Here is a 23,798-nt window from a genome sequence, read left to right on the forward strand (position 1 = left end):
GAATTGATAAGCGTATAATTACCCCCATTATTTCAAGGTTAAATTGGAGGTGCTTCCGCGTGGAGAAATTGAGGCTGATTAAACCGTCTGTGCAATACAGGGAAGCCTACCTGGCTTTCTACGAGGATTGGATTGCAAGCGGAGAATCTATTGTGCCTTGGGTAGTGGAAATGGATCCATCGGACTTCGAGGCGTATGTCCAATTTCTATATTCGGCCGACGCCGAAGAGAAGTTGACGGATAGGGGGTGGGTTCCGCACTCGACCTATTGGTTGCTTGACGAGAAGGACAATATCGTCGGGGCGCTTAACTTCCGTCATCGACTGAACGAAAAGCTGCTGGACAGCGGAGGTCATATTGGCTACGGCATTCGCCCATCGGCAAGAAGAAACGGCTATGCGTCGTTCCAGCTCGGTGCAGCGCTCGATATTGCCCGCAGGAAGGGGCTGGATCGCTTGCTGCTTGTGTGCGACAGCGATAACGAGGCGTCGGAGCGCACGATCCGGAAGCATGGCGGCATAATGGAGGATGAGCGTGTGACTTCGGAAGGTAGTACGGTTAAGCGGTTTTGGATTGCTCTCGATTGACATGTGATAAATCTGTTGGCATTTGCTGATCAGGTCAGGATACTTATCCATGATCGACCCCCTGCAACAACAACATCCCATAAGCGTTATTAACGACTATGGAGCTCGTAACAGTAACAAATCCATCCCATAGGCGTTGTTAACGACTATGGGGCTCGAAACAGCAACAAATACATCGCATAGGCGATGTTAACGACTATGGGGCTCGTAATAGCAACAATAACGACGTTCCTGCTTCGAGGCATGCCAAAGGTAAGCCTTGAGGTCGGGTGGCTTTCGCTCGCTCACAATTTGCTCACTGAGGCGGCAATAGACCAAAAGCTAGAAATGGCGGTGCAGGGGTAATGCCCTAGCACCGCCATTTCTTCGTTTTGACGTTTCATTTAACAAGTGGGCTATTTCATCAAGCGAGCGATCAAACTTTTGAGACAGCTCCTTTTTGCAGTTTTTTAGTCGAAAATAAAAGGCTGCTATTGACACGATGAACATAGCATTGTAAGGTTAGTTACATAAGTAATGAACCACATAAGTGATGAGGTGATTATGTGTTTGATGACCGAAGTCCCATCTACCAGCAGATCGCGGACGGCATTAAAAATGATATCGTTAGCGGCGTGCTGGGGGAAGAGGAGCAAGTGATGTCAACCAACCAATATGCGGCGTTCTATCGGATTAACCCGGCAACTGCGGCTAAGGGCTTTCAGTTGTTAACGGATGAAGGCATTTTGTACAAGAAGAGGGGGATCGGCATGTTCGTCAGTCCGCAAGCGAAGGGAATGCTGCTGGAGCAGCGAAGGGAGCGGTTCTTCGAGGAGGTCGTTGACAAGATGGCTGCCGAAGCCAAAGTAATCGGAATCCCGGTCATGGATATTGTAAAAAGACTGGAGCAGTTGAATGGAGGGGAAGAGCAGTGACGATTACGATTGAAGTAAGCCGCTTGGGGCTGCTCTATAATAAGTCCGCGAAGGCGCTGGACGATGTAACATTCCGTCTGGAGGGCGGCAAAATATACGGCCTGCTAGGCCGGAACGGCTCAGGCAAAACGAGTCTGTTGTCGATACTGGCCTCGTTCCAGCAACAGACCTCGGGAGAAGTGCGAATCGACGGGGAAGCCCCATACGAAAACGAGCGCATTGTTAACCAAGTCTGTTTTATACAGGAAAACGGCTATCTAGCCGAGTCGTTTAAAGTCCGCGACGTTATCAAGCTTGCATCGGACTGCTGGCCGAATTGGGATGCGGATTACGCGGAACGGTTGCTGAACCAGTTCGAGCTGCCGGCCAAGAAGCAGATCATGGCGCTTTCCCGCGGCATGAAGTCGGCGCTGGGCGTTACGATCGGGCTGGCTTCCCGGGCTCCGATCACGATTTTCGACGAGGCCTATCTAGGCATGGATGCACCGTCGCGCTACTACTTCTACGAAGAATTGCTCAAGGATTATATGGAGCATCCCAGAACGATCATTCTCTCCACTCACTTGATCGAGGAAGTGTCGGATTTGTTCGAGGAGGTTCTGATCCTGGACAAAGGCAAGCTGGTGCTTCAAGAGGAGGCGGATAAGCTTCGCTCGCGAGGCTCCGCCATTATCGGCCCGACGGACGCGATAGACCAATTCGCGGAAGGATTGACGATACTCAGCGAGCAGAAGCTGGGCGGCACCAAATCCATTACCGTATTCGGAGAGCTTGGCGCGGAGCGCGAGAAGCGGGCGACACCGGATGGATTAACGATCGGGCCTGTCTCTTTGCAGGATTTATTCGTTCATTTGACCAGAAAGGGGATTGGCGGCGATGAGCGCAAACATGGCTAAGGGGAAACGCAGCCCCGTAATGAACGTGGCTTTTCATTTGTGGAGCGCATATAGGCATGTATTGGTTTGGTTCTGGATTATCTTTACCGTTATTTACTTCGGCATTAACGAGATGATCATGCGGGGGATCATTCCGGACGAGAGTATCAGGAATTCGGGGAGAGAATGGGACGGCGCTTCAATCGCGCCGCGAATCTTCCTGCTCGTGCTGGGCATCTTGCTGACGATAGGCTCGTTCAACAGCTTCGTATCGAACGGCATTACGAGAAGGAGCTTCGGCAGAGGAGGACTTCTCTTCGCGGGTCTGCTGTCCATCATTTGCACCTTGTTGCATCTGCTTGGTTACCCTATCGAAATGTTGATCGTTGAAATTAGCGGAGCCGAGCGAATAATGCAGTACCCCAATCTCGCGATTGTAGCCATAACGAATCTGCTCATGTACTTCGGCTACTTCTGCGGAGGGTGGCTGATCGGCACCGGCTTCTATCGTTTTCATTGGTTCAAAGGGTTGTTGGTCTGCGGGCTCGCCGTAGCGTTCCTGATAGGAATGGAGACGATGACGGCGACGGAGCTGACGGGGAGCGCCGCGGCGGATCAAGGCATCATCCTGCTTGTGCTCGCGTTGGCCAGTTTCTTGATCGTCTGGATTAATGATGGTTTCTTGCGCAAGATAGCCGTTAAGCGGAAGATTACTTTGTAACCAGCGGGTAGAAGATGTATTTGAAAAAGGGACTTTCCCTCTCGGTCTGATCTTGTCGACCGGGAGAGAAAGTCCCTTTGTTGTAACAACCTTATTTGAGCTACCTTGATTCCATGGTGGCTGGCAATGGCATGATATCGATGGAGCCGCTACCGTTCCAAATTGGCTCGGGCAGTGGAGGGTAGCTCAGCGAGCCTCGCTCCTCCAGCTCCTTAATGCCGCTTGCCTTGAGCATGGAGTCGGATAAAGTGTAGAGAGAATCGCCGGAATAAAGAATACGGCGCACCGTCTTGGAGTAGTCGTAACCGTATTGGCCGCTTTTTCTCAGATCGTCCTCCGTTAAGTGACTGATCCGTCCCTTAAGCTGGAAGCCTTTTTGGAGATCGATGCCGTAAACATACGCGCCCTGGTAGACGAATTCGCCATAAGCCGGGAAGTCGCCAGGCTGAAGAGCTTCTTTGATCTTGATTTCGTACAGCTCGACAGGGAAAGCCATCAATCCCTTGGTCTTGGAGAAGAGGAGAGCTTTGTGATTATACAGCAGCTCCGAGCCCGTGCCGCGATCGCCGATGACCTCCTTGAACAGCTCCTTCGGCTGCGATACGTCAGACACGTCGAACATGGCAATCTTCATCCCTTGATAGAACGCCATCGTCTCGTCCGGTCCCATGCCCTTGGACGGTACTTCCACCGTCTCCTTGCCGAAGCCGATAATATGATTCTCGTCGTACGGATGGAGATAGTCGCTGTAGCCCGGAATCTTGAGCTGTCCTAATACGGCAGGATTCATCGGCTGGCTCAGATCCACGACGAACAACGGATCGACGTTGCGGAAGGTAACCATATAAGCTCGATCTCCCATGAAACGGACGGAATAAATCCGTTCTCCCGGCGCGAGACCTTCCAGCTTCCCGACTACGCTCAACTTCTCGTCGAGTACATAGACGTTATTCTTCGAGCCCTGCTCGCCGCTTGCCCACATATTGCCGCTCGTAAGCGCGACCCGGAAATAACCTTCGTGCTCATCCATGGAGAACTGATTCAGCAGGCTGCCGGGAACGGTGCCTTGGCCGATATAGACGACCCGGCCTTGATCGAGCCGGAATTTATGGAACTCCGTGTAATCCGAGTAAGAGTTGTTCTTCGCTTCGTATTTCGAGATGGCAACGTACAGATGCTTCTGCGAAGCGTAGATCGTGTTTCCCGAACCAAGATAGGCGGATACTTGAAGCTCGCCATCCGGCTGGCTTAAGTCTACGGAGCCGACTATCATCATGCTGCTGTCCGCAGGCTCGGGGAAATAATGCACGTCGCTAAGCGGCAGTTGAAGAAGCTCGTCGTTTGCGGCCGAATCTCCGTAGAACGGCTCGGCTTCGGTGGCGAGCGTCTGGGCGGTTGCCGCATTGTCCTGTACGGATCCTTTTTTCGACGCCATGGCATCGTAGAAGGGATAGTAGTAGCTGTATTTGTTCGACACCATATAAAGCGAATCGCCAATCTTGCGGGAAGAGACGTAACTGCCTTCCTGCGACAGTTCACGTACGAGTTCCGGCTTGGCGAAGCCCTTTAACTCATAGACATAAGCGACCGTCAGGCTTCGATGGTTGAAATAAGGCAGGATGGAGACACCTTTGCCAACTGGCGGTGCAGCATCAATGGCGATGGCAGGCGCTGCCGATTCACTGGAAGAAGGGGCGGCAGTCGTTTTGGCACTCGGCAACGAGCCGCTGCTTCCGGCACCAGCCGATTCCGAACCGGGATTGGCTGGTATAGGCTGCACTTCGTTTTCTGGCTGGATGACATGCGGTGTCATGTCAGAGATGCTCCGCTGACCGATTACGATTAGATGCTTGTCGTCAACATACAACTCCTGCGGCTGGAAGCCTTCCTTGGCGTCGTACTCCAGGACGGCGACCAGCTTCGGGTTCGAGGCGTCGGCAATATCGCTAATGATAACTCTGCCGCCGCTGATCTGGTAGACGAATCCGCCATCCGTCTTCGCCCAATCCGCCTCGTCCACACCGTCTACCTGCACGTTCGTCGTGGAATGATCGTCGGAAGGAGGAGAACCGTCCGGACTAGGAGCTGCAGAGCCGGAATCCGCTCCCCCGAGGGAGGCGGACGTCTCCGCTGCTGCAGTCGCCGTAATCGACAACTTGTTCTGCGACGTCATTGAGGCTTGAAGCAGTTCCATCAGCTTCTTGCTTGTACCTACGGTTGGCAGTTGTTTCGGTTCGTCAATTGTGACGAGTCGTTTCGCGCCATCCCAAGCGACGACCGTGCCAAGCGCTTCGGACAATGCGCGAAGCGGCACCATCGTTATGGCCTTCTCAATCCGCGGAGCAAGCGGAAGCTTGACATTTTTCCCGTCCGTCGTCATTGTGGCCGATCCGATGGTGATTGTCGCGCTGCTACCTTCTCTCTGTATGGTCACCTTCTCGGAGCCGTCAGCGGCTTCGGCGTATTCGACCTTGGCTCCCAAAGCCTCGGCAATCTCGCGCAGCGGCACCAGGGTTGTGCCGTTATGGATATAAGCGGGCGTTGCCAGCACTAATGGTTTGCCCTTCACCTGGACCTCGATGGAGCCTTGGGCGACAACTTCCTCCTTGAACGCCCCGCCGGTGAATGGCGACAGACATAACAGCAGTGTGAGAAACGCTGCTATCGTTGCCTTCTTTTTCATTTTCGAATCCTCCTTTGACGATGGTATGGACGCCGACCCCTTCAAGCTGTCTGAATGACATGGATGTTACCATCCTGACGCGGAGAAAATGGAATATGTTGCGAGTTGTGGGCACATTTTAACGGGATTCTCGGAGTAAAACGCCGATGGCCCGGAAAGTAACTCTGATGAGCGTCCATAGGCGTTAGTACCGCTTATGGCTCCAAAAAGTAGGCGAACGAGCGATTGTAGGCGTTAAAAACGCCTATGGCCCGTAAAGTAACTCTAATTAGCGTCCATAAGCGTTAATAACGCCTATGGCTCCAAAAAGTAGGTGAACGATCAGTTGTAGACGTTAAAAACGCCGATGGGCCGGAAAGTAACTCTAATTAGCGTTCATAGGCGTTAATAACGCCTATGGCTTCAAAAAGTAGGGAAACGAGCGACTGTAGGCGTTAAAAACGTCGATGTCCCGTAAAGTAACCCTGATGAGCGTCCATAGGCGTTAGTACCGCCTATGACTCCAAAAAGTAGGGAAACGAGCGACTGTAGGCGATGGCCGCTAAGAGATTCTTAGAACGGAGAATTTGCCCTTTTCACTACTTATGACCTTCAGAACCTCACAAATGAGAAGAAGGTGAATAGACGCGGCTAAGTTGCAATGATGTCCATAACAAGACTGTGGATAATGAGGCCACACCATTGTTACTAAGCCGCTAGTTACGCATTCATGCCGTTCATAAGGCGTTGAACCGTTGGAAGATCGGCAGGCGCCCACTCCAGCTCATCAAGCTCCGAAGCAGGAAGCCAAATCAGCTTCTCGTGTTCTCTTGGGACGGGAACGCCGCTCTTGATCGTCGCGTAATAAGTCAACAAGCGTACCTGTATCTCTGGATATTGGTAGAGAGTATCCTCGATGCTGGAGCCAACCTCGATGAGACAACCAAGCTCCTCCTCGATCTCGCGAATGAGGCATGTCTCTGCCGATTCGTGAGGCTCCAACTTGCCGCCAGGGAATTCCCATAGTCCCGACATGGACATCCGGGAGGAACGCAGCGCGCATAAGATCTCCTGACGCTCATTGCGGATAACGGCTCCTGCAACCATGATCATTTTCATACCTTCATCGCGCCTTTCCGTTCACATAATCCTGTTTCACGTTGCTTTCATCATATATGACTTCGGAACTATAATTCAATGAGTAGCAGTACCTATGCGCGAAATCCACGCTTTCTCATAAATTTTAAAAATAGTTTCCAATTGGTAGTTGTATTTCCTTGATACATAGCGGAAAATAATAATAGGTAAATTTTGCCGAAGAATGTCGAAAAATATTAGAAGCGCACAGGGATGAATATCATGGCTCGAGGTGAAGGGAATGGCAGTTGTCAAAAAAGGTTTAATATCGCTTGTTGCGCTGATCTCGTTCATTGGAGCATTTTTTACGGGATCACCATCTATTCTTGCCGCTTCAGGGCAGGGTAGCGACCAAACAATCATTACCGAGTGGCAGATGCTTTGGGAGCAGCCCGGTCAGTCGCTCACAATCGAAGAAGTTAGCTCATTGTCGGACAACGACGGTTGGTTCACCGTCCATTCCGATGGAGATTATCCAAGCGTGCCGGAAGGGATAAATTCGGCTTGGATCAGGTTTCGTTTGCCGGAGTTGACTCAGATGCGGCCTGCACTAACAATTAATAAGTTATATGCAAAAGAGGTTATTATATATTTACAAGATAAAAAGATATATGAGCGTACAAGAAAGTATTCTTTTGATCTAAATGAAATACTACTTCCGATAGAAGTTCAATATGAAGGATCAAACATTTACTTGTATGTTGAAAATAATGTGAATAAGCTAGGGATTTATAATGAAATAAATGTTGGGGAATTTACTGATCAAATTAAGACATATGTTAAGGCGGATATAATTGATATTATTTTAGGAGCATCTCTTGTTCTCATTTCTTTTTTTATGATAGTAAGTGTACTTTTTATTAATAGGACATTCCAGCCGGGATGGTACTCTTTATTTCTCGTCATGTTGTCAGTAGGAGTTATGATACTTTCTTATTCGTCGTTTATGTATAAATACTTTCCTGAGTATATTACCTTATTTAATATATGTTTTGATATAGCATCATCATTGTTTATGCCTGCTCTGTTTTTCTTTCTTGAACAAGTGCTTGGAAGGGGACCATTTGGTTTAATTACAAAATTCAAAAAAATACAAACTTACTTTGCTGTAATTTACACAGTGTTTCTCGGATTGAGTTTTGTATCATCGGAAATCCATGATTTTTATTATACAAGTGGGTTTGTAATATTTGGACTATCAATCATTGTTGGTAACATTTTGTTGATATCTTCTGTGATTTTTGAATGTAAAAATAGAAATAAGGAAGCTATTATATTAGCTATAGGTATTAGTATATTTGCGGGTGTAAGCTTAGTTGAAGTCATTTGGTATATGTACATTGATCGGATGTATGACATGAAGTATTGGAAAGTAAGTATTTTATTTTTCCTTGCTTCACTAATAATTATTCTTGCCAGAAAAGTAATGGTTAATTATCAAAAGGCTCTTCAATATTCAAAACAAATTGAGATATTTAATGAAGAACTGCAACGGTCAGAGAAAATCGAACTAATAAGTAACTTAGCTGCATCTATTGCGCATGAAGTTAGAAATCCGCTACAGGTTACTAGAGGTTTTTTACAGCTATTGGGACAGCGCTTGAATTCAAAAAACGACAAAAGTTATGTGAACTTAGCTATTAATGAACTGGATAGGGCCTCTGAAATAATTACAGATTTTTTAACGTTTGCCAAACCTGATATTGGCAAAGTAATGCGACTAAATATTCAAGAGGAAATAAGTCAACTAGTTGCAATTTTAGCGCCATTAGCCACATTACAAGGGGGGATTATAAAAGTCGAGCATGATAAAGAGTTATTTATTATAGGTAGTTCATCCAGGTTTAAACAAGCATTGATGAATATTATTAAAAATAGTATAGAAGCTTGTGGTGATGGTGGAGAGATAACTATAAATCTTTCAGAAGATGCGGTAAGCGGGAGAGTTATAATAAAAGTAAGAGACAATGGAGAAGGGATCGATGCCGAAGATTTAAAGCGTTTAGGAGAACCGTACTATACTAATAAAACCAAGGGTACTGGCCTTGGATTGATGGTAACTTTTAGAATTATAGAAGCAATGGACGGTAGTATTAAATTTATTAGTGAGAAAGGGATTGGAACGGAAGTAAATATCACTTTACCTTCACAATAAGTAAAAAGGCCGATGAAATCATCGGCGCTTTTTTTTATGCCCACATTGGAGCATCAACATCATTGTTATTTACATCGGCAGGATTTTGAGGAATCACCAAATAGTATGAATCAGCAGTTTCTTCAACAACGTTTAAATTGATATCTTCAGGAATGTCAACGCCGAAGGCGTCTTTGATTGCCGACTTTGGATCTGCGAGCAACTTCGATTTGAATTCTGCATCGGTCCAAGCTTTTTCGATAATTTGATCTTTCAGGTTTTGTTCGTTTGACACAGCAATCACCCTTCCGAATATGTATATGATTTCCACAATTAGTCTATCACGAACAGTCGACAAAATCTACTTCTTTTTTCCTATTTTGAACAAATATTATAGTCTGTTTGGATTAATACCAGTCATCAGTCGACATGTTTCTTAAGTCCCTAATAATAGATTGATCCCGCCGCCGAGCTGCTTTCGCTTGCGATCCTCATGTCTTGCGGCGATTGCATGCAGACAGTCCACCATATGAAGATTAAATGCAACTAGTTCCGGAGGTGCACAAAGGTTAGCGCTCAGCCGGCCATGGTACCCCTTCGCAATGTCGGCGTATGGCCGAATGCAACCCCGCACATATATCGCAGCCTCGATTCGCTCTTTCGTTAGTCCCTCCGTGTTGTAAGACGGTACGGATTCGTCGGACAAGGCGCCTTCCCGTCCCGCCGCAATCATCGCCAGAAGTCCGTTATAGCTGCCGTCCGCGAGATCCTCCTCCCAATCGGCCCAGTCGTCCAGCATCTGGAGCGTCATAAGCGCGATATCGATGGCTTCTTCGGTTAAGTCGATCCGTTGTTCAGTCGAAGTAGAAGGAGTGCTTGCGTCCAGCAGCAGAGCGCCGACCGCGCTTATTTTGACAGGTGCGGCTTTTCCCGATGTGAGCAGCGGATTCGTTAGGAAGTAGTTGCCGCGCCCCTCGCTTACGACGCTGTCTGCCCAAGTCCGCACATAACCGTCGTAGTAATGCCAAAACGGACTGTCGGAAGGGAAGAGCGCACGGAAGATCCGAAACATCTCTTGTTGAAGAAGACTGCCGAGGGCAAGCTGGGACTTCCAGTCGCCGCCTGCAACTTTGCTGTCCATTACATCGTCTTGAATAAAAAAGTAGAGCATGCCATATACATTGGCAAGTGCAAGTTGTCCGCATTGCTCTTCCGAGATCTCTGCTTTCTCCTGCATCCAATAAGGCAGCAGCGTGCAGATGTAATCCTTGCCGCCGTCCTGGCTGGCGGGATTAAATTTCTCCGCATAGGTTATTCCAAGCTCGTGGATCGGGGACGGGAAACGCCCAATCGTCTCCAGGGCTTGACCGAATACGTTCATGATCCGAGGCTTGTACCGTTCATACCATTCCATGCGCTGACATCATCCCTTCGGACTATTAAAATGATGATATAGTACAAAAATACTATACCATGACAGCCGGAAATTGGATGCAGATTTTGGAAGATTAGGCGGAATATTTGCGCATAGTTTCTTGCAACTACCTTATAACTACCTGTTGAGTAAATGTAGAAAATCCAGTAAAATGGATTTGATTGTGGAGGTGGCGCAAGATCATCCATGCATCCATATGAAACTAGACCTTAGTCGGGGTTCTTTCTATTACCTCAGAAGGTTCTTCGAAACCTTCTCCTGCATTAAAGTTAATACCAGACGATAGTTCTTTAATGTGGAGGTCATCTTAATGAGTAGAGACAAAGAGATTTACGTGCTTCTGACGGACACGGGGACCGTTTTGACCAAAATTATACGAACGTTCACGAAGGACCCGCTTAATCACGCATCCATTGCCTTCGATCCGGATCTCCAGGAAGTGTACAGTTTCGGCAGAAGAAATCCCAACAATCCATTCTTCGGAGGCTTTGTGCGTGAAGATGTACGGAGCTCGTTTTTTGAAGAATCCATGTGCGCCTTATATCGTTGTACAGTCAGCCAAACGGTCTACAATAATCTGAGAAATCAGGTGCAGCATTTCGAGCAGAATCAGGATTTGTACAAATATAATTTGGTCGGCATGCTCGGCGTTGTCTTTAATATCGAATGGGAGCGCAAATATTCGTACTTCTGCTCGCAGTTCGTGGCGACGATGTTCCAGCGAAGCGGCATGGAACTGATCGATAAGTCGCCTCTCCTCGTGACGCCAGGCGATCTGCAGCATACATCCATGCTCGAATTAGTCTACCACGGTCAATTGCACTCATACGTGGGCTGCCAAAACAGCATAGCAGCCGCCAGCGCGTTCCGCACGGCATAGAGGGATCCCGAAATTCGGGATCTCCTTTCTTTTTGTAAGCGAACTTGTGGTATGCTATTTAGGCAAGGCAATGGCTAATGCGCAGGAGGGATAACGATGTCTACAACAACCTTGGATTCTTCATTCCGCATCAAAAACCTGGAGCTTCGCAATCGGACCGTCATGGCGCCGATGTGCCAGTATTCCGTGCACGAAAAGGATGGTACGCCGACGGATTGGCATTATGTCCATTATGTATCCCGTGCCGTAGGCGGCGTCGGGCTGATTATCGTCGAGATGACGAACGTCGAGCCTGCCGGCCGTATAACGGACGGCTGTCTGGGCTTATGGGCGGATGAGCAGATTCCGGCCTTCCGCCGAATCGTAGACGCCGCGCACGACCACGGCGCCAAGATCGGCATTCAGATCGCCCATGCGGGACGCAAGGCGACGGACGATCCGTCACCGGTCGCGCCATCGGCCATCCCGTTCGACGACCGCTCGAAGACGCCAAGAGAGCTGACGACGGAAGAGGTCAAGGCGATGGTGCTGAAGTTCGGCGAAGCGACTCGCCGGGCCGTCGAAGCCGGCTTCGATACGATCGAGCTGCATGGCGCGCACGGCTATCTCATTCATCAATTTCATTCGCCGCGCAGCAATACGCGCGACGACGAATATGGCCGCGACCTTACCTTGTTCGGCCGCGAGGTCATCGCTGAGGTGAAGCGCAATATGCCGGAAGACATGCCGCTGTTATTCCGGATTTCGGCGTTGGAATATACCGAAGGCGGATACGGCATCGAGACGGGCATCGAGCTGTGCCGCGCCTATCTGGAGGCGGGCGTCGATCTGCTTCACATCTCGACTGGCGGAGAAGGAGTGCCTAGCGCGGAGCGCCGCCCCAAGGTGGAGCCGGCCTTCCAGCTTCATGCGGCGCAGGCGGTTAAGGAAGCACTGGGGGTCCCGGTTATCGCGGTCGGCATGCTCGACGATCCTGCGGTTGCCTCCGAAGCGCTTGCCAGCGGCAAAGCCGATCTGATCGCAGTCGCCCGCGGGCTGCTGCGCGATCCATACTGGGCGCTGCATGCCATTGCGGCCAGCGGCGGCAATTATAAGGCCGCGGTACCGAAGCCCTATGAGCGGGGATTCTAATTCGCAGCATAATCAGTTAGAAGAAGTCCATTCGCAGATGGACTTTTCTTTTGTTGAATGATTAGAAAGTATACACTTTGAGAAAATGTTTAGTTGCGGCTGTTAAAATGGGGGCTACTGTTGTTTCAAGACTCCATGAAAGGTTGATGAATAAGAATGAGACAAGGAAAGAGAAAACGCCGAATCGGCCGCAAGGAGCGTTTGGTCTTGCTTGCCATTTTATTAATCAGCCTGATAACGGCAGTGATCGGGAAGGGCGGTATTTTGCATTCCTGATCAGGGATCAACGCTAGACTATTTGGCCAACTTATGAGACTCTAATGTAAAGCTGGTGCAGGAGGATGTCATATGAAAAGTCAGGGCATGCTGATCTCGGCGTTTGCTTTCGCGCTGGTTATTGCCATTTTCGCTGTCATTAACGTCGAACAAGTGGAAGTAAACTTTATGTTCGCGAAGACGTCAACTCCTCTTATTCTCGTCATCTTGGTATCCACATTGCTGGGAGGACTGACAGTGGGGCTGTTCGGGATGCTCCGGATCTTCAAGCTGCAGCGTCAAGTGAAGACATTGGAGAAGAGTGTGGCCGAGCAGGCAGAGCAATCCGATCCGTTCGAAGCCACGTTCGCAAGCGATGCAGGTCCTAACGCGGGGACGGAGCTCGTATCCGATACGCAATGGGAAGAGGAATCGGCGGATAATGGAAATGCCCTTGTCGAGAAGGATCGTAAGGAATGAGACATAACGATGTTTGAAATGACGGAAAATCGGATTGCCCGCCTGTATAATTACGCTTGTCACGAGGACGAGGCGGAGCTGTGCGGACTGGAGCTGCGAGTTCTGTTCGGCGGGAGGCCGGAAGCGGGAGTTGCGGCACAATATCAGCAGAACGACAACGACTCTGATAGACCCGCGATCTCCGTCAGTCGAAGCCCGTTCCTCAAGCGCAGATTGGATGCGGCATTTCGGTCGGCAACGCTCGAAGGGCTGGCTGGCCCGCTCGGCGGCCGAGATCTGCAAGGGCAGACGTTCAAGGTTTATTATACCAACGGGGATGAGCGTCACAGCTACGAAGAGAAACGCGCCATTGAGCGTCAGGCAGGAGGTTATCTGCAAGGGAAGGCGGATATGCACGCTCCCATGCTTAAGTTCGGCGTTGCAAAGTATCGTGGAGAATGGCTGTTCGGACCATGCGAAGACAATGATGGAACATGGCTGAGCCATCAAGCCAAGCCGCAAAACTATTCCACGGCGCTGCCTGTCCGCGCCGCCAGAGCGCTCGTTAACATCGCGATCGGTCCATCTCCTCGCGGCAGGACTTTTATGGATCCGTGCTGCGGCATGGGGACGGTATTGATCGAAGCGCTGTCGATGGGGATCCGCGCAGAGGGTATCGAGATTAATCCGCTTGCGGCCAGAGGGGCCAGAGTCAATCTGGAACATTTCGGTTATTCGGGCAATGCTGTCGTCAAAGGCGATATGACGGAAGTAAGCAAGCAGTATGACGCAGCAGTGCTTGATATGCCCTACAATCTGTGCTCGGTATTGCCGAGCGAGGAGCAATACGCTATGTTGATGTCGCTAAGGAGAATGGCGGCTAGAGCTGTCGTAGTGACGACGGAAGACATACAGCTCCGGCTCACGGAGACCGGATTTCGTATTCTGGATTGCGCCAAGCTGAGCAAAGGCACTTTCAAGCGGTTTATAAGTGTAGTAGAATAAGGAAGATGCGGGTTATAAAAGTGAGGTGAACCTTATGTCTGCGAACGAACAGAACGAAGCCGCAGAGCAGCCGAAGAAGCTGTCCCAAGCGGAGCGGGCGAAGCAATTGCTGGCCCAGAAGAAACAGGGACAATCAGGTCTGCCTGGCCAGAAAAATTACTCAACGGGCACTCAAGAGCTCAGAAGCCAAAATACGAAGAAGGTTAACAACCAGCGCAAGAAGATGGGTGTATAACCAAGCAAGAACGCCATGCCGGCTTATCGGCGGCGTTCTTTTTTTTGCGGGAATAAATAGGCGGGAATTGGCGAATGCTGTAGAAATTAGGCCGTTGTCCAGTCACACGGACGGTTCGGCACGAATAGAATATACGACAGGGAGGATACTCGCTATTGATGTACCTGCGTATCGGTCAGCTTCTTCTCTTAAGCGCGGTGTTATTTCTATCGCCGTCACTTCCCGTCCCTAAATATGAAAGCGTATTAGCCGTTCCAGACGCAAACGACAGTTCAGGGAACCAATGGACGCTTCGGTATACGCCGTCCGAGGATCGGGTAACACGCGCGAAGCTGGAGCCTGAAACCGGAGCCTATCTGGGCGCGTATGTTCTGCAAGACGACTTCATCGGACAAAGTATGGACCGCTTTAACGAAACCACGGGGAGGACTCATGCCAGCTTTTTCAAATACGTTGGTTATGGGAAACCCTTTCCCGTGCAATGGGTGCGGGACGTGGTGAAGGCGGGAGCATTCCCCCATATCGCATGGGAGCCGAACGAGGGTCTCGACAAGGTGAAGGACGACGATTACTTGCGCCGATTCGCTCGTCAGGCAAAAGCTAGCGATGTCCCGATTCTGCTGCGGTTCGCATCGGAGATGAACGGAAACTGGACGGCATACAGCGGCAATCCGGAGCTGTACAAGGAGAAGTGGAGACTCGTCCACGATGTGTTCGAACAAGAGGCGCCAAATACGGCGATGCTGTGGTCGGTGCTGGCGATGCCGGAGAAGCCGATGGCGGATTATTATCCTGGCGACGATTATGTCGATTGGGTTGGCGTCAATATTTACAGCGTCAGGTATCATAACGGCGACCGCAACTATGCTGCGCATCGGGAAGATCCGCTTGATCTGCTCAATGCGGTTTATAACCAGTACAGCCGTACGAAGCCGATCGCCGTCTCCGAGTTCGGCGCCAGCCACTACAGCGCGACGGACGGCAAGACGGATGTCGCCTTTGCGGCCGCAAAGCTGAAGCGGTTCTACGGCTCGCTTGAGCGGCTATATCCGCGCGTGAAGGCGGTGTATTATTTTGACGTCAACAATACAACGGCCTTCAACCCCGCACGGAGGGTCAATGATTACAGCATTACAGGTCAGCAGACGCTGCTGGACACATACAAGGAAGCGACGGCTTCGGATTATTATGGAGCCCGGGCGGCTTCAGCGTCGGACATAGCGGTTAAGGGAAAACATGGGGATACGCGGCGGCGAGAGTCGTATACGTTCAGAGGCAAGTTATTCGAGTCTAATGGCGTGGTCTATGCGGATACATCCTTCTTTATCGATTATTTGGGTCTCCGGCTGTCAAGATTGCCGCAAGGCAATAATGGAAGCGACGGCAAGGAGCACGTAATAATCGAACGCAAGAAGGGACACGAGACGATCGCGGTAACAACCGAGGTCATACGGCGATCGGTCGAGGCAGGCTATAACAATTCGCAAGGCGCGGCGATCAGGAGGAAGCTTCAAGCTATTGCCGTACTTGAGACGGTACGCGCTCTGGGCTACGAGGCTGCAGTGGTCGATACTGACATTCGAATTGAAGAATGAAACAAGGCGAGTCCCCGCATAATGAGGGTAAACCATCATCTTTGCTTATGGAGGGATTCGAATATGGCGGTCCAATCATCCCCGCTTCATGTTTATTTGTTGGCCGGCGTAAAAACAACAACCTGCGCGTTCAACGCGTGCAAGGAAAAGCTGGAGACGCAGTTGCGATCGGAGGGAGTCGATCCCGTGATCCGGGTGTTGTTCCCGTATGGGGATTGCAGCAGAAGCGTAATCAGACAAGTATTGGAGGTTCGCTCCGATCTGTCCAACCGAATGAGAGCGGGACGGATCGGCGGGCGCAACGTATGGGAGCAGCTTAAGGATTCCGTGAAGGACGAAGAAGGCAGATTCCTGCTTATTGGACATAGCGGGGGCGGCGCAGCCGCTTATCAGGCGGCCAAAATGCTGGAGGAGAACGGAATGATTCGCGATTTTCGCGTCGTACAGGTTGGATCGCCTCGTACGCCTATTCACCCCCGGCTGCAGGACAAGGTGAGTTACTTCCATTCCATCGACAGGGACGGGAAGCAGAACGATCCCATTACGCGCATCGGCACCTGGGGAGGGTGGATCCGCAAGGGCAGATCCGTGCCTCGCTGGAGCCGGTTCAAGTACGCGCCTGGTTATGTCGAAGGGATTCCCGTTATCGGAGGACACGCCGATTACTTCCGCAATTCCGAGCCGTTCGTCGATACGGAAGCCGTCTGCAACTTGGATAAGACGATCGGCCGGGTAGGCGCCTGGTTGAAAGGGTGGCTCTAATCCGATAGACTGGAGGTAGTGTTCGCACTTACTTGCTATCGGGAGTTGATTGAATTATGGCTAATACGCATACCTTCTCCAAGGGAGAAGAGATCGCGAACGCGGTCACGCATGGCATAGGCGCCTTGCTTAGCGTTGCGGCGCTTGTCCTGCTCATCGTCTTTTCATCGATCAAGGGAACGCCTGCTCATGTCGTCAGCTTTACCATTTACGGCTCGGCCATGCTGCTTTTGTATTTGGCCTCGACGCTGGTGCACAGCTTTCCTCCGGGCAAGGCCAAAAAAGTATTCGAATCGCTGGATCATTCCTTCATCTATGTCTTCATCGCCGGCACTTATACTCCTATTCTGTTCCATATCGTACAAGGCGCGTTAGGCTGGGTACTCTTTGGGATCGTGTGGGGAGTTGCTATCGCGGGAGCGGCATTCAAGGCATTTTTCGCCTCCAAATTTCTGGTTACATCGACGATTCTGTATATCGCAATGGGATGGATAATTGTGTTTGCCTGGAAGCCGCTCGTGACGCATCTTGCGCCGGGAGGATTGCAATTGCTAATAGCGGGAGGCCTGTTATATACGGTCGGAACGGTGTTCTACGTATGGCGAAGCTTTCCGTACCATCACGCCGTATGGCATCTGTTCGTGCTTGGAGGCTCCATCGTCCATTTTTTTGCCATTATCTTATATGTGCTGCCAGCCGACTGACGAGTCGGTCTTTTTTTTGCTTACATCTCCCCCGTATCCGGGCACCAGCCAGGAGGCTCCGCGCACATCGCGGCGGCAACGACCGGCTGCTCCTTAGCCAGATCCTCGAAGTAGCTGTCCAGAATATGATTGCCCGACACGGACCCCATCCTGAACGATCGGGGCACCTCGCCTTTGACGTGAAGATAAAAGTAGGTTTGTTTCGTGCGGGGCGACTGGTAAACAAGAGGCGGCAGATGGGGAACGATGTCATGTTCGTTCTGGAAGCGCCAGTGTGTCGGAACACAATAATTGTAGGTCTGCACGAACCTGGGATCGCCTACGCGGGGAGCTCCGAACGTATAAACGACAGGAGAACGGAATGGCGTATTGCGGGCGATATCCAGCGCGGCAAGCGTAGCAAGCGCTCCGCCAAGACTGTGGCCTGTAATAAACAGAGGGAGGTCTTGCGGCAGCAGGCCCGCCAATTCGAACACCCTGTCGCGGGCCGACATATAGATATCCGTAAAGCCCTTATGAGTCTGCCCGGCATTGCGGACAGGACGATAGGGCGTTTGCTGCGCGATGAAATCCGATACCCAATCAACGGCGGAGCCGGTCCCACGAAATGCGAGAATGGCGCATTGCTCCGACTGAAGGACGAATCCGAATCGTTCTGGCCGGCTCTCGTAAGCGCTTGCCCAAATATCTCCCACGAGAGAATAGCTGCGGGGCACAAGGAACAAGCCGTCTTCCTTGTTATTGAATTGTACATACGTTTGACCGCAAATGCCGGCCAGGAACATCGCTGCTTCCAGATCGGGCTTGGGGCTGTTTAAGTATGGGACATTGCCTTCGTTCATGGGTCATCCCTCCGCTTCGCCTCGTTCAGTGTGGCTCTCATCCAACATAGTATGTAGGCAAATGCGGATAGGTACCAAGGGGCCCAACAAATGGACGCGGGCCCGCAGTGTCGCTTATAATGGTCTCAACCAAGGCGGGAGCCGCCGCGGCTAAGGAGTCCTGAGAAGAAGGGGAGAGGATACATGACATTGCAGATCGGGATTATCGGAACGGGTTGGTTCGGCCGCATGCATGCAGAGAAGCTTGCAAAGCTGGAGGGCGTCAACGTTGCGGCATTTGCGGCGACATCGCAGCAGAAGGCCGACGAGGCAGCGGGCAAATTTCATGATGCAAAAGGTTTTGCGGAGGTATCGGATATGCTGGATGCGCGCAAGCTGGATGCGGTATACATATGCGTGCCGCCATTCGCTCATGGCGACATTGAGCAACAGTTGATCGAGCGTGGAATTCCTTTCCTGGTGGAGAAGCCGATCGGAGTCGACGAAGAAGTGCCGGGCTCGATATTGCAAGGCATAAAGGACAAGTCGCTTATTACGTCCGTCGGCTATCATTTCCGTTATATGGACGGCACGGCCCGAGCCAAAGAACTGCTTGCGGAGCGTACTATCGGCATGGCTCTTGGTTATTGGATGGGAGGCATGCCTGGCGTCTACTGGTGGCGTTCCATGGAAGGTTCCGGCGGCCAGTTCGTCGAGCAGACGACGCATATCGTCGATCTTCTTCGTTATACGGCGGGGGAAGTTAAGGAAGTGTATGCAGCGTATGGCGATCGAATCGTGGCCGGTACAGAAGAGGGAGTAACCGTTCCGGATGTCGGCACGGTAACCTTAAAGCTGGCGTCTGGAGCCGTAGCAACGATCAGCAATACATGCGCGATTCCTGCAGGAGGTCATAACGGTCTGCACCTCTATACCAATACAGGAGTGATGGAGATCGGCGGCAATGGGTTCATCGATAAGGCATCCGGTCAAGTGACCGAATATCAGAATCGCAGCAATCCTTATGAGTCCGAGAATGACGCGTTCCTCCATGCCGTACGGACAGGCGATACATCCCGCATTCTCTCGACCTACGAAGATGCCTGGTTAACGCATCGCGTTACTATGGCAGCCAATCGGTCCGCACGTACAGGACTGCCGGTCGTTATCGAATAGCTCGACAAAAAAATCCCGGAGGCTCCGTTCCTAATACCGCACATGGTATCAGGTCCGACTTCTCCGGGATTTCTGTCCCAGCGCGCCGTCATGGGGATTGCCCGGCGGCTTTTTGCGTTTGCGTCCGTGAGTGGCGGAGCGGCTGCGTTCGCTGCCGTGCTCTTCTTCCGACTCCATCAGCCGCGGTTTCTCGCGTTTCTTAACGAGCAGATCGCCGGTCCAGCCTTTGTGCCAAAGCCACCAATAGATGCCGATCGTAATGACGGCCGTACAACTCATCGTGAGGGGGAAGCCCCAATGCTGCATGCTCCATGGCAGCCATTCGAAGTTCATTCCCCATATGGCGCCAATAACCGTTGCAGGCAAGAAAAGCACCGTGAAGATCGTCAGCGTCTTCATAATATCATTGCCGCGGAAGCTGGAGATGGCGTCGTCCATGGAGATTAGCGTATCGATCTCCAGCGCGTAATGTTTAAGCAGCGTTTCGATTCGCTCCAGCTTATGCGAGATCCGCTTGAATCCGTCCGTCTCCATCAGATCCTCGTCGAAAGCCTCCTTGGCCGCCGCGTGTACTTCCCTGATGGGAATAAAGAGGTGGCTCCAGTGAAGCAGGTCGTATCTGCGGTCAAAAATAACGTCGAGCAAGTCCGTACGGTTCCGATGCCTCATCGTCTGCTCGAGCTCGCCAAGCCTTCGCTCGAAACCGTCCAGTCCGTTGTGGAACGTCCCCAGCAATATGCTGATCATGATGAAAAAGGCTTCTGGAGCGAGCTCGCACTCGCCATATTTGGTGATGTGGGATTCATGCTGCAATCTCAGGGGAAGCCGCATGTCCTCATAAATGGATACGAGACGATGGCGTGAAACCCAGAAGTGAAACGGCCCGATATCCGAGGCATCATCCGAAATTTGAATCATAAGCGTCCCGCAAAGTATGGTTCCTGAATCTTCGGAATTGTAAACCAGAATATGATTCGTTTTTCTTGATTCGCTATGGTCGATCCACTGTGCGCATTCCGGGAACCGTCTCTTGAATTCGGACAGTTCTTGCCGGGGAGAAGGGTCCGTGCCATCCGTATTCGATGAAGATGAATTGCCGAGGGGGCGCAAGCGTTCCGGTGCGCGAGCTGGCAAGGACGTGTTCTTCCGGCTCGGAAGCGGTTGCTTGGGCTGCATCGCATCGGCGGATTGCTGCAGCACATGCCACTCCCAGCCGGAAGGAAACGTGAGCAATTGACGGATCATCGGCATCTCTCCCCTCTATCATTTCATACCATTTACATCTTTCTCCGATACTGACATCGCTACCTTTCATCATAACCCGAACCTGCCCCAATAGACAACTGTTCCCATTTGATTGAGGGCGTGGCGGTTGGGGCATACCATCCATATAGGAAAAACCAATACAGACACACGGAGGGGCAGACATGGCGAAAAAAATCGCAATATTCGAAACTCAGCAGCAGGTTATCGACGTCGTAACGCAATTGGAGAATTCCGGCTTCAAACCCGGAGATATGAAGATAATGGCCAAGGACAGCGAACATTCAAGACGAATCGAAGCGGAGACGGACTTACATGCCGACGAAATGCGCGATCTAGAAAAAACGCGTCAAGATATTGCAACGCACACAGATACGGTTGGAACTATGTATGCCAGCGGGTTCGGTATCGCGCCTGCCGCCATGGCTTACGGCTATACGGGCTTCGGAGGCGGGACGGCATCCGGCACAGGCATCCCTTTTGCCCTGTCTGGCGCCTTCACCGGTAATGAACATGAGCGTGCTTTCCTTGCCTTAGGACTTGATCACAAGGAATCCGAGATGGTCTCCCGCGAGGTGGAAAGAGGCGCATATGCCTTGATCGTGGAAACAACGGAAAGCAAGTCGCTGTTTGACAAGGATGGCGGCCCGGATCTGTCGACTCTGGGCATCGCGGAAGCCGTTTTTCGTAGATGCAACGCCTCCTTTATCGTGGACGGCAGTTAGTATCATACTCTTGATCGGAAAGCCGACTGCAGCGTGTTTACGGGCTGAGCCGGCTTTCTCGCCGTATGCCAAGAGCCCGTAGATAGTCATCTCGGCGTTCCTTCGCGTAATGTCGCCCGTGACAAACCGATAATATCCTTAAGTGGATTGGAATCCGCCTCTCCTTGGATGAGCTCACGAATCAACTCGGCGCCAAGAAGGCTGTATACAGTCCCATTGCCGCCGTAACCAAGCGTGTAATAAACGCCTGGCCACTTGGGATCCTCGCCTACAAAGGGTAAATTATCCTCCGATTCACCGAATGTGGCGTTCCAGTCGTAGGCGATGGTTAGCGGCAATTCGGGAAATAACGCTTTCCCTTTCTCCAGCAGTTTCTCGCTATGTTCTTTCCGGCGTTGTTTGCTCTGCAGCGGGTTCCGGTCTTCTTCGTCAAGTCCTCCGATGATGATCCGATTATCTTCCGTCGTACGCAAATACAGGTATGGTCTGGCCGTCTCCCAAATCATATAACGCTCATGCCACTGGCTTAGATCGGGAACGGGTTCCGTCACGATAACGAACGAACGGCCAATATCTGGCTTGATCAACTGTCCGCGAAGCTCTTCGGGCTCATAGCCTATGGCGTAGATCACGTGGTTGGCATCGATATAATGGCCGTTGCCGGTATGCAGACGGTGTCGTCCGCCTGCCAAGGAATCATGTTTGACGATTTCCGTATACTCTCGGATGCGAAGCCCTTTGTCGACGGCTTGTGCCGCGAGCAGAGTTACGAAGCGAAATGGATTAACCTCCGCATCCCCTCCCGTTACGATGGCTCCCGGCTTGCGGAAGGGGAAATGGGCAGCAATGTCGTCCGACGTCCAATAGCTCGCACGGAGTCCGCAAGAGGACAATGCTTCGTACTCTTGCTTCAGCTTGGGCAGATCCTGCTCCGTCGAAGCGTAATACAGGCTGCTGCGCCGCCTGAAGCCGACATCCTCCGGAAGCGATGCGGCAATGTCGGCCAGCTTGTCGATCGCGCGGCTGCACGCGACATAAAAAGTCTCCGCGGATTCTCGTCCAATCTGGCCGATCAAGTCGGAAAGCATAACGTCGTTGCAATATTGCAATAAGCCTGTGTTGGCCGACGTGCTCTCGCCCGCGACGATTTCGCGCTCTACCAGAATAACGTCGATCCCCGAAGAAATAAGTTCCCATGCGCATGTAATGCCCGACATTCCGCCGCCTATCACGACAACTTGCGCGGTCTCGCACTCGGTCAGCGCTGGATAGCTTGGCGGGTTGTGCAAGGTACTTGGCCAATATAAGCTGCCGATGTGTAATTCGCTCATGGGCAATCACCTCCTGAGGTAGTATACCCACGGCGAGCGATTCCGAAAACGCTGATCGGTAGATTACAGCTAGCTTCCAATGAGCAGCTAGCTCCCCTCCAGCATCAGCCTGCGGTAGGCGGTCGGCGATTGGCCGAATTGCTTGCGGAATTGCTTGGAGAAATACAAGGCGTCCTGGAGACCGACGGAAGCCGATATTTGTTCCACCGTCAGCTCAGGGCGCTCGCGGAGCATAAGCTTCGCCTTGTCCAGACGAAGCTTAAGCAGGAACGAGACGGGCGACATTCCGGCCCGCCGCTTGAACGCGCGCGACAAGTAAGCGCGGTTGTAGCCGAGCGCCTCGGACATCTGCTCGATGGATACCGGATGGGAGTATTGGGTGTTTAGATAATGGATGACTTGCTGATGAATGTCATCGTTCTCCTGACGTTTCAAATGCGCTTGATGGTCTTTGTCCGATCTCTGATCCTGATACAGGGCCATAAGCAGATGAAGCCAGCCGGCTGCCTGGACGGAGGCGGAGGATCGGGCGCCTCGGAATGTCAGATAGATGCTTCGATACAACAGAGCAGCCTTCCGTTTGTCCTGCAAGGCCGTTACGGATTCTCCGTCCGGGAAGCCGGCTTCCCGGACGAGACCGTCTGCCCTTGCGCCTGAGAACGCGATCCAGCGATATCGCCACGGCTCGCGGGGATCCGACTCATAGCTGACCAGCTCCTCCGGCCGGATCAGAAACGTGTCGCCGGCGGACAGCTCGCGCCGGACGCCGCCCAAGGTAAATGCCCCTTTGCCGGAGAGGATCAGGTGCATCAGATAGAAGTCATATACCTTGGGACCGAGCCGATGACCGGGCTTCGTCTGGCTTTCGCCGGCGAACAAAACATGAAGCATGGAGGCGGCTTCGTCGGAAGCCGGCGTCGGACTGGGATTAGAGGCGACAGTATATGTTTCGGTAGTCATATTTGCACACCTGCCTTATAGTCTTTTAGTT

23 protein-coding genes are annotated in these 23,798 nt (G+C 51.5%); 15 read left to right on the top strand and 8 right to left on the bottom strand.

The genetic code is table 11. The features are described 5' to 3' along the window. Nucleotides 1-59: 59 nt before the first annotated feature. From KJW29_RS33895 to KJW29_RS33910, 4 genes are all read left to right on the top strand, one after another. A complete protein-coding gene (locus KJW29_RS33895; protein WP_214627936.1) occupies nt 60-587 on the top strand; it encodes a GNAT family N-acetyltransferase in 528 nt (175 codons plus the stop codon). 545 nt (nt 588-1,132) lie between these two features. Beyond that, entirely contained in the window at nt 1,133-1,501 is a 369-nt protein-coding gene (locus KJW29_RS33900; protein ID WP_087572281.1) for a GntR family transcriptional regulator, read from the top strand. Continuing rightward, nucleotides 1,498-2,397: an ATP-binding cassette domain-containing protein gene (locus tag KJW29_RS33905; protein ID WP_214627937.1), complete on the top strand. Its 900-nt coding sequence runs from the start codon at nt 1,498-1,500 to the stop codon at nt 2,395-2,397. The genes KJW29_RS33900 and KJW29_RS33905 overlap by 4 nt, the downstream gene beginning before the upstream one ends. Continuing rightward, entirely contained in the window at nt 2,378-3,097 is a 720-nt protein-coding gene (locus KJW29_RS33910) for a hypothetical protein (RefSeq protein WP_214627938.1), read from the top strand. Before KJW29_RS33905 ends, KJW29_RS33910 begins: the two co-directional genes overlap by 20 nt. Before the next feature lie 100 nt (nt 3,098-3,197). On the opposite strand, the gene KJW29_RS33915 is transcribed toward KJW29_RS33910, so the two are convergent. Together KJW29_RS33915 and KJW29_RS33920 are read right to left on the bottom strand one after the other, a co-directional pair. Beyond that, nucleotides 3,198-5,780: a beta-propeller domain-containing protein gene (locus KJW29_RS33915; RefSeq protein WP_214627939.1), complete on the bottom strand. Its 2,583-nt coding sequence runs from the start codon at nt 5,778-5,780 to the stop codon at nt 3,198-3,200. 699 nt (nt 5,781-6,479) lie between these two features. Further along, nucleotides 6,480-6,878, bottom strand: a complete 399-nt coding sequence (locus KJW29_RS33920) for a (deoxy)nucleoside triphosphate pyrophosphohydrolase (RefSeq protein ID WP_214627940.1) — start codon at nt 6,876-6,878, stop codon at nt 6,480-6,482. Between the two features lie 259 nt (nt 6,879-7,137). Between KJW29_RS33920 and KJW29_RS33925 the strand changes: the two genes are divergently transcribed. Continuing rightward, a complete protein-coding gene (locus KJW29_RS33925; RefSeq protein ID WP_214627941.1) occupies nt 7,138-9,051 on the top strand; it encodes a sensor histidine kinase in 1,914 nt (637 codons plus the stop codon). A gap of 34 nt (nt 9,052-9,085) precedes the next feature. On the opposite strand, the gene KJW29_RS33930 is transcribed toward KJW29_RS33925, so the two are convergent. Both KJW29_RS33930 and KJW29_RS33935 read right to left on the bottom strand, forming a co-directional pair. Next, a complete protein-coding gene (locus KJW29_RS33930) occupies nt 9,086-9,325 on the bottom strand; it encodes an NHLP leader peptide family RiPP precursor (RefSeq protein WP_214627942.1) in 240 nt (79 codons plus the stop codon). 141 nt (nt 9,326-9,466) lie between these two features. Further along, nucleotides 9,467-10,444, bottom strand: coding sequence for a hypothetical protein (locus tag KJW29_RS33935; protein WP_214627943.1), 978 nt, complete (start codon nt 10,442-10,444; stop codon nt 9,467-9,469). 331 nt (nt 10,445-10,775) lie between these two features. Here KJW29_RS33935 and KJW29_RS33940 point away from each other — a divergent pair, with 331 nt between their 5' ends. From KJW29_RS33940 to trhA, 8 genes are all read left to right on the top strand, one after another. Further along, entirely contained in the window at nt 10,776-11,345 is a 570-nt protein-coding gene (locus KJW29_RS33940; RefSeq protein WP_087572558.1) for a C40 family peptidase, read from the top strand. Between the two features lie 96 nt (nt 11,346-11,441). After that, on the top strand, nt 11,442-12,476 hold the full coding sequence (locus KJW29_RS33945) for an NADH:flavin oxidoreductase/NADH oxidase (RefSeq protein WP_214627944.1): 1,035 nt from the start codon (nt 11,442-11,444) through the stop codon (nt 12,474-12,476). 348 nt (nt 12,477-12,824) lie between these two features. Next, nucleotides 12,825-13,211 (top strand): LapA family protein, encoded by a 387-nt coding sequence (locus KJW29_RS33950; RefSeq protein WP_214627945.1) that lies wholly within the window; start codon nt 12,825-12,827, stop codon nt 13,209-13,211. A 9-nt stretch (nt 13,212-13,220) separates the two neighbouring features. Then, nucleotides 13,221-14,195: an RsmD family RNA methyltransferase gene (locus KJW29_RS33955; RefSeq protein ID WP_214627946.1), complete on the top strand. Its 975-nt coding sequence runs from the start codon at nt 13,221-13,223 to the stop codon at nt 14,193-14,195. 34 nt (nt 14,196-14,229) lie between these two features. Further along, nucleotides 14,230-14,430, top strand: a complete 201-nt coding sequence (locus tag KJW29_RS33960) for a hypothetical protein (protein ID WP_087572562.1) — start codon at nt 14,230-14,232, stop codon at nt 14,428-14,430. A 158-nt stretch (nt 14,431-14,588) separates the two neighbouring features. Beyond that, complete coding sequence (locus KJW29_RS33965) at nt 14,589-16,025, top strand: glycoside hydrolase family 26 protein (protein ID WP_246608934.1); 1,437 nt, start codon at nt 14,589-14,591, stop codon at nt 16,023-16,025. A 63-nt stretch (nt 16,026-16,088) separates the two neighbouring features. Further along, complete coding sequence (locus tag KJW29_RS33970; RefSeq protein ID WP_214627948.1) at nt 16,089-16,787, top strand: lipase family protein; 699 nt, start codon at nt 16,089-16,091, stop codon at nt 16,785-16,787. A gap of 56 nt (nt 16,788-16,843) precedes the next feature. Further along, nucleotides 16,844-17,491 carry a PAQR family membrane homeostasis protein TrhA gene (gene trhA / locus KJW29_RS33975; protein ID WP_214627949.1) on the top strand — a complete coding sequence of 216 codons (648 nt, stop codon included), beginning with the start codon at nt 16,844-16,846 and terminating at the stop codon, nt 17,489-17,491. Nucleotides 17,492-17,511: 20 nt separating this feature from the next. On the opposite strand, the gene KJW29_RS33980 is transcribed toward trhA, so the two are convergent. Continuing rightward, the gene (locus tag KJW29_RS33980; protein ID WP_108995293.1) at nt 17,512-18,333 is read right to left on the bottom strand and encodes a lipase family protein; all 822 of its coding nucleotides are present in this window, start codon (nt 18,331-18,333) and stop codon (nt 17,512-17,514) included. Nucleotides 18,334-18,516: 183 nt separating this feature from the next. On the opposite strand from KJW29_RS33980, the gene KJW29_RS33985 reads away from it, so the two are divergent. Next, complete coding sequence (locus KJW29_RS33985; protein ID WP_214627950.1) at nt 18,517-19,488, top strand: Gfo/Idh/MocA family protein; 972 nt, start codon at nt 18,517-18,519, stop codon at nt 19,486-19,488. Between the two features lie 48 nt (nt 19,489-19,536). Here KJW29_RS33985 and KJW29_RS33990 read toward each other — a convergent pair whose 3' ends face one another. Then, nucleotides 19,537-20,733 (bottom strand): magnesium transporter CorA family protein, encoded by a 1,197-nt coding sequence (locus KJW29_RS33990; protein ID WP_214627951.1) that lies wholly within the window; start codon nt 20,731-20,733, stop codon nt 19,537-19,539. 182 nt (nt 20,734-20,915) lie between these two features. On the opposite strand from KJW29_RS33990, the gene KJW29_RS33995 reads away from it, so the two are divergent. Next, nucleotides 20,916-21,476, top strand: a complete 561-nt coding sequence (locus KJW29_RS33995) for a general stress protein (protein WP_214627952.1) — start codon at nt 20,916-20,918, stop codon at nt 21,474-21,476. Between the two features lie 86 nt (nt 21,477-21,562). Here the strand turns inward: KJW29_RS33995 and KJW29_RS34000 are convergent, their stop codons facing one another. Continuing rightward, nucleotides 21,563-22,807, bottom strand: a complete 1,245-nt coding sequence (locus KJW29_RS34000; RefSeq protein WP_214627953.1) for an NAD(P)/FAD-dependent oxidoreductase — start codon at nt 22,805-22,807, stop codon at nt 21,563-21,565. Nucleotides 22,808-22,894: 87 nt separating this feature from the next. Further along, the gene (locus KJW29_RS34005; RefSeq protein WP_214627954.1) at nt 22,895-23,767 is read right to left on the bottom strand and encodes an AraC family transcriptional regulator; all 873 of its coding nucleotides are present in this window, start codon (nt 23,765-23,767) and stop codon (nt 22,895-22,897) included. Between the last annotated feature and the right edge of the window lie 31 nt (nt 23,768-23,798).

Source organism: Paenibacillus agaridevorans (assembly GCF_018604145.1).
GTDB classification, from domain to species: Bacteria; Bacillota; Bacilli; order Paenibacillales; family Paenibacillaceae; genus Pristimantibacillus; species Pristimantibacillus agaridevorans.

What these genes read in the sequence shown, in the direction of transcription:
- KJW29_RS33910 (WP_214627938.1), top strand. Translation starts at nt 2,378, where the DNA reads ATGAGCGCAAACATGGCTAAGGGGAAACGCAGCCCCGTAATGAACGTG.
- KJW29_RS33915 (WP_214627939.1), bottom strand. Translation starts at nt 5,780, where the DNA reads ATGAAAAAGAAGGCAACGATAGCAGCGTTTCTCACACTGCTGTTATGT.
- KJW29_RS33920 (WP_214627940.1), bottom strand. Translation starts at nt 6,878, where the DNA reads ATGAAAATGATCATGGTTGCAGGAGCCGTTATCCGCAATGAGCGTCAG.
- KJW29_RS33925 (WP_214627941.1), top strand. Translation starts at nt 7,138, where the DNA reads ATGGCAGTTGTCAAAAAAGGTTTAATATCGCTTGTTGCGCTGATCTCG.
- KJW29_RS33935 (WP_214627943.1), bottom strand. Translation starts at nt 10,444, where the DNA reads ATGGAATGGTATGAACGGTACAAGCCTCGGATCATGAACGTATTCGGT.
- KJW29_RS33940 (WP_087572558.1), top strand. Translation starts at nt 10,776, where the DNA reads ATGAGTAGAGACAAAGAGATTTACGTGCTTCTGACGGACACGGGGACC.
- KJW29_RS33945 (WP_214627944.1), top strand. Translation starts at nt 11,442, where the DNA reads ATGTCTACAACAACCTTGGATTCTTCATTCCGCATCAAAAACCTGGAG.
- KJW29_RS33950 (WP_214627945.1), top strand. Translation starts at nt 12,825, where the DNA reads ATGAAAAGTCAGGGCATGCTGATCTCGGCGTTTGCTTTCGCGCTGGTT.
- KJW29_RS33955 (WP_214627946.1), top strand. Translation starts at nt 13,221, where the DNA reads ATGTTTGAAATGACGGAAAATCGGATTGCCCGCCTGTATAATTACGCT.
- KJW29_RS33960 (WP_087572562.1), top strand. Translation starts at nt 14,230, where the DNA reads ATGTCTGCGAACGAACAGAACGAAGCCGCAGAGCAGCCGAAGAAGCTG.
- KJW29_RS33965 (WP_246608934.1), top strand. Translation starts at nt 14,589, where the DNA reads ATGTACCTGCGTATCGGTCAGCTTCTTCTCTTAAGCGCGGTGTTATTT.
- KJW29_RS33970 (WP_214627948.1), top strand. Translation starts at nt 16,089, where the DNA reads ATGGCGGTCCAATCATCCCCGCTTCATGTTTATTTGTTGGCCGGCGTA.
- trhA (WP_214627949.1), top strand. Translation starts at nt 16,844, where the DNA reads ATGGCTAATACGCATACCTTCTCCAAGGGAGAAGAGATCGCGAACGCG.
- KJW29_RS33980 (WP_108995293.1), bottom strand. Translation starts at nt 18,333, where the DNA reads ATGAACGAAGGCAATGTCCCATACTTAAACAGCCCCAAGCCCGATCTG.
- KJW29_RS33985 (WP_214627950.1), top strand. Translation starts at nt 18,517, where the DNA reads ATGACATTGCAGATCGGGATTATCGGAACGGGTTGGTTCGGCCGCATG.
- KJW29_RS33990 (WP_214627951.1), bottom strand. Translation starts at nt 20,733, where the DNA reads ATGATCCGTCAATTGCTCACGTTTCCTTCCGGCTGGGAGTGGCATGTG.
- KJW29_RS33995 (WP_214627952.1), top strand. Translation starts at nt 20,916, where the DNA reads ATGGCGAAAAAAATCGCAATATTCGAAACTCAGCAGCAGGTTATCGAC.
- KJW29_RS34000 (WP_214627953.1), bottom strand. Translation starts at nt 22,807, where the DNA reads ATGAGCGAATTACACATCGGCAGCTTATATTGGCCAAGTACCTTGCAC.
- KJW29_RS34005 (WP_214627954.1), bottom strand. Translation starts at nt 23,767, where the DNA reads ATGACTACCGAAACATATACTGTCGCCTCTAATCCCAGTCCGACGCCG.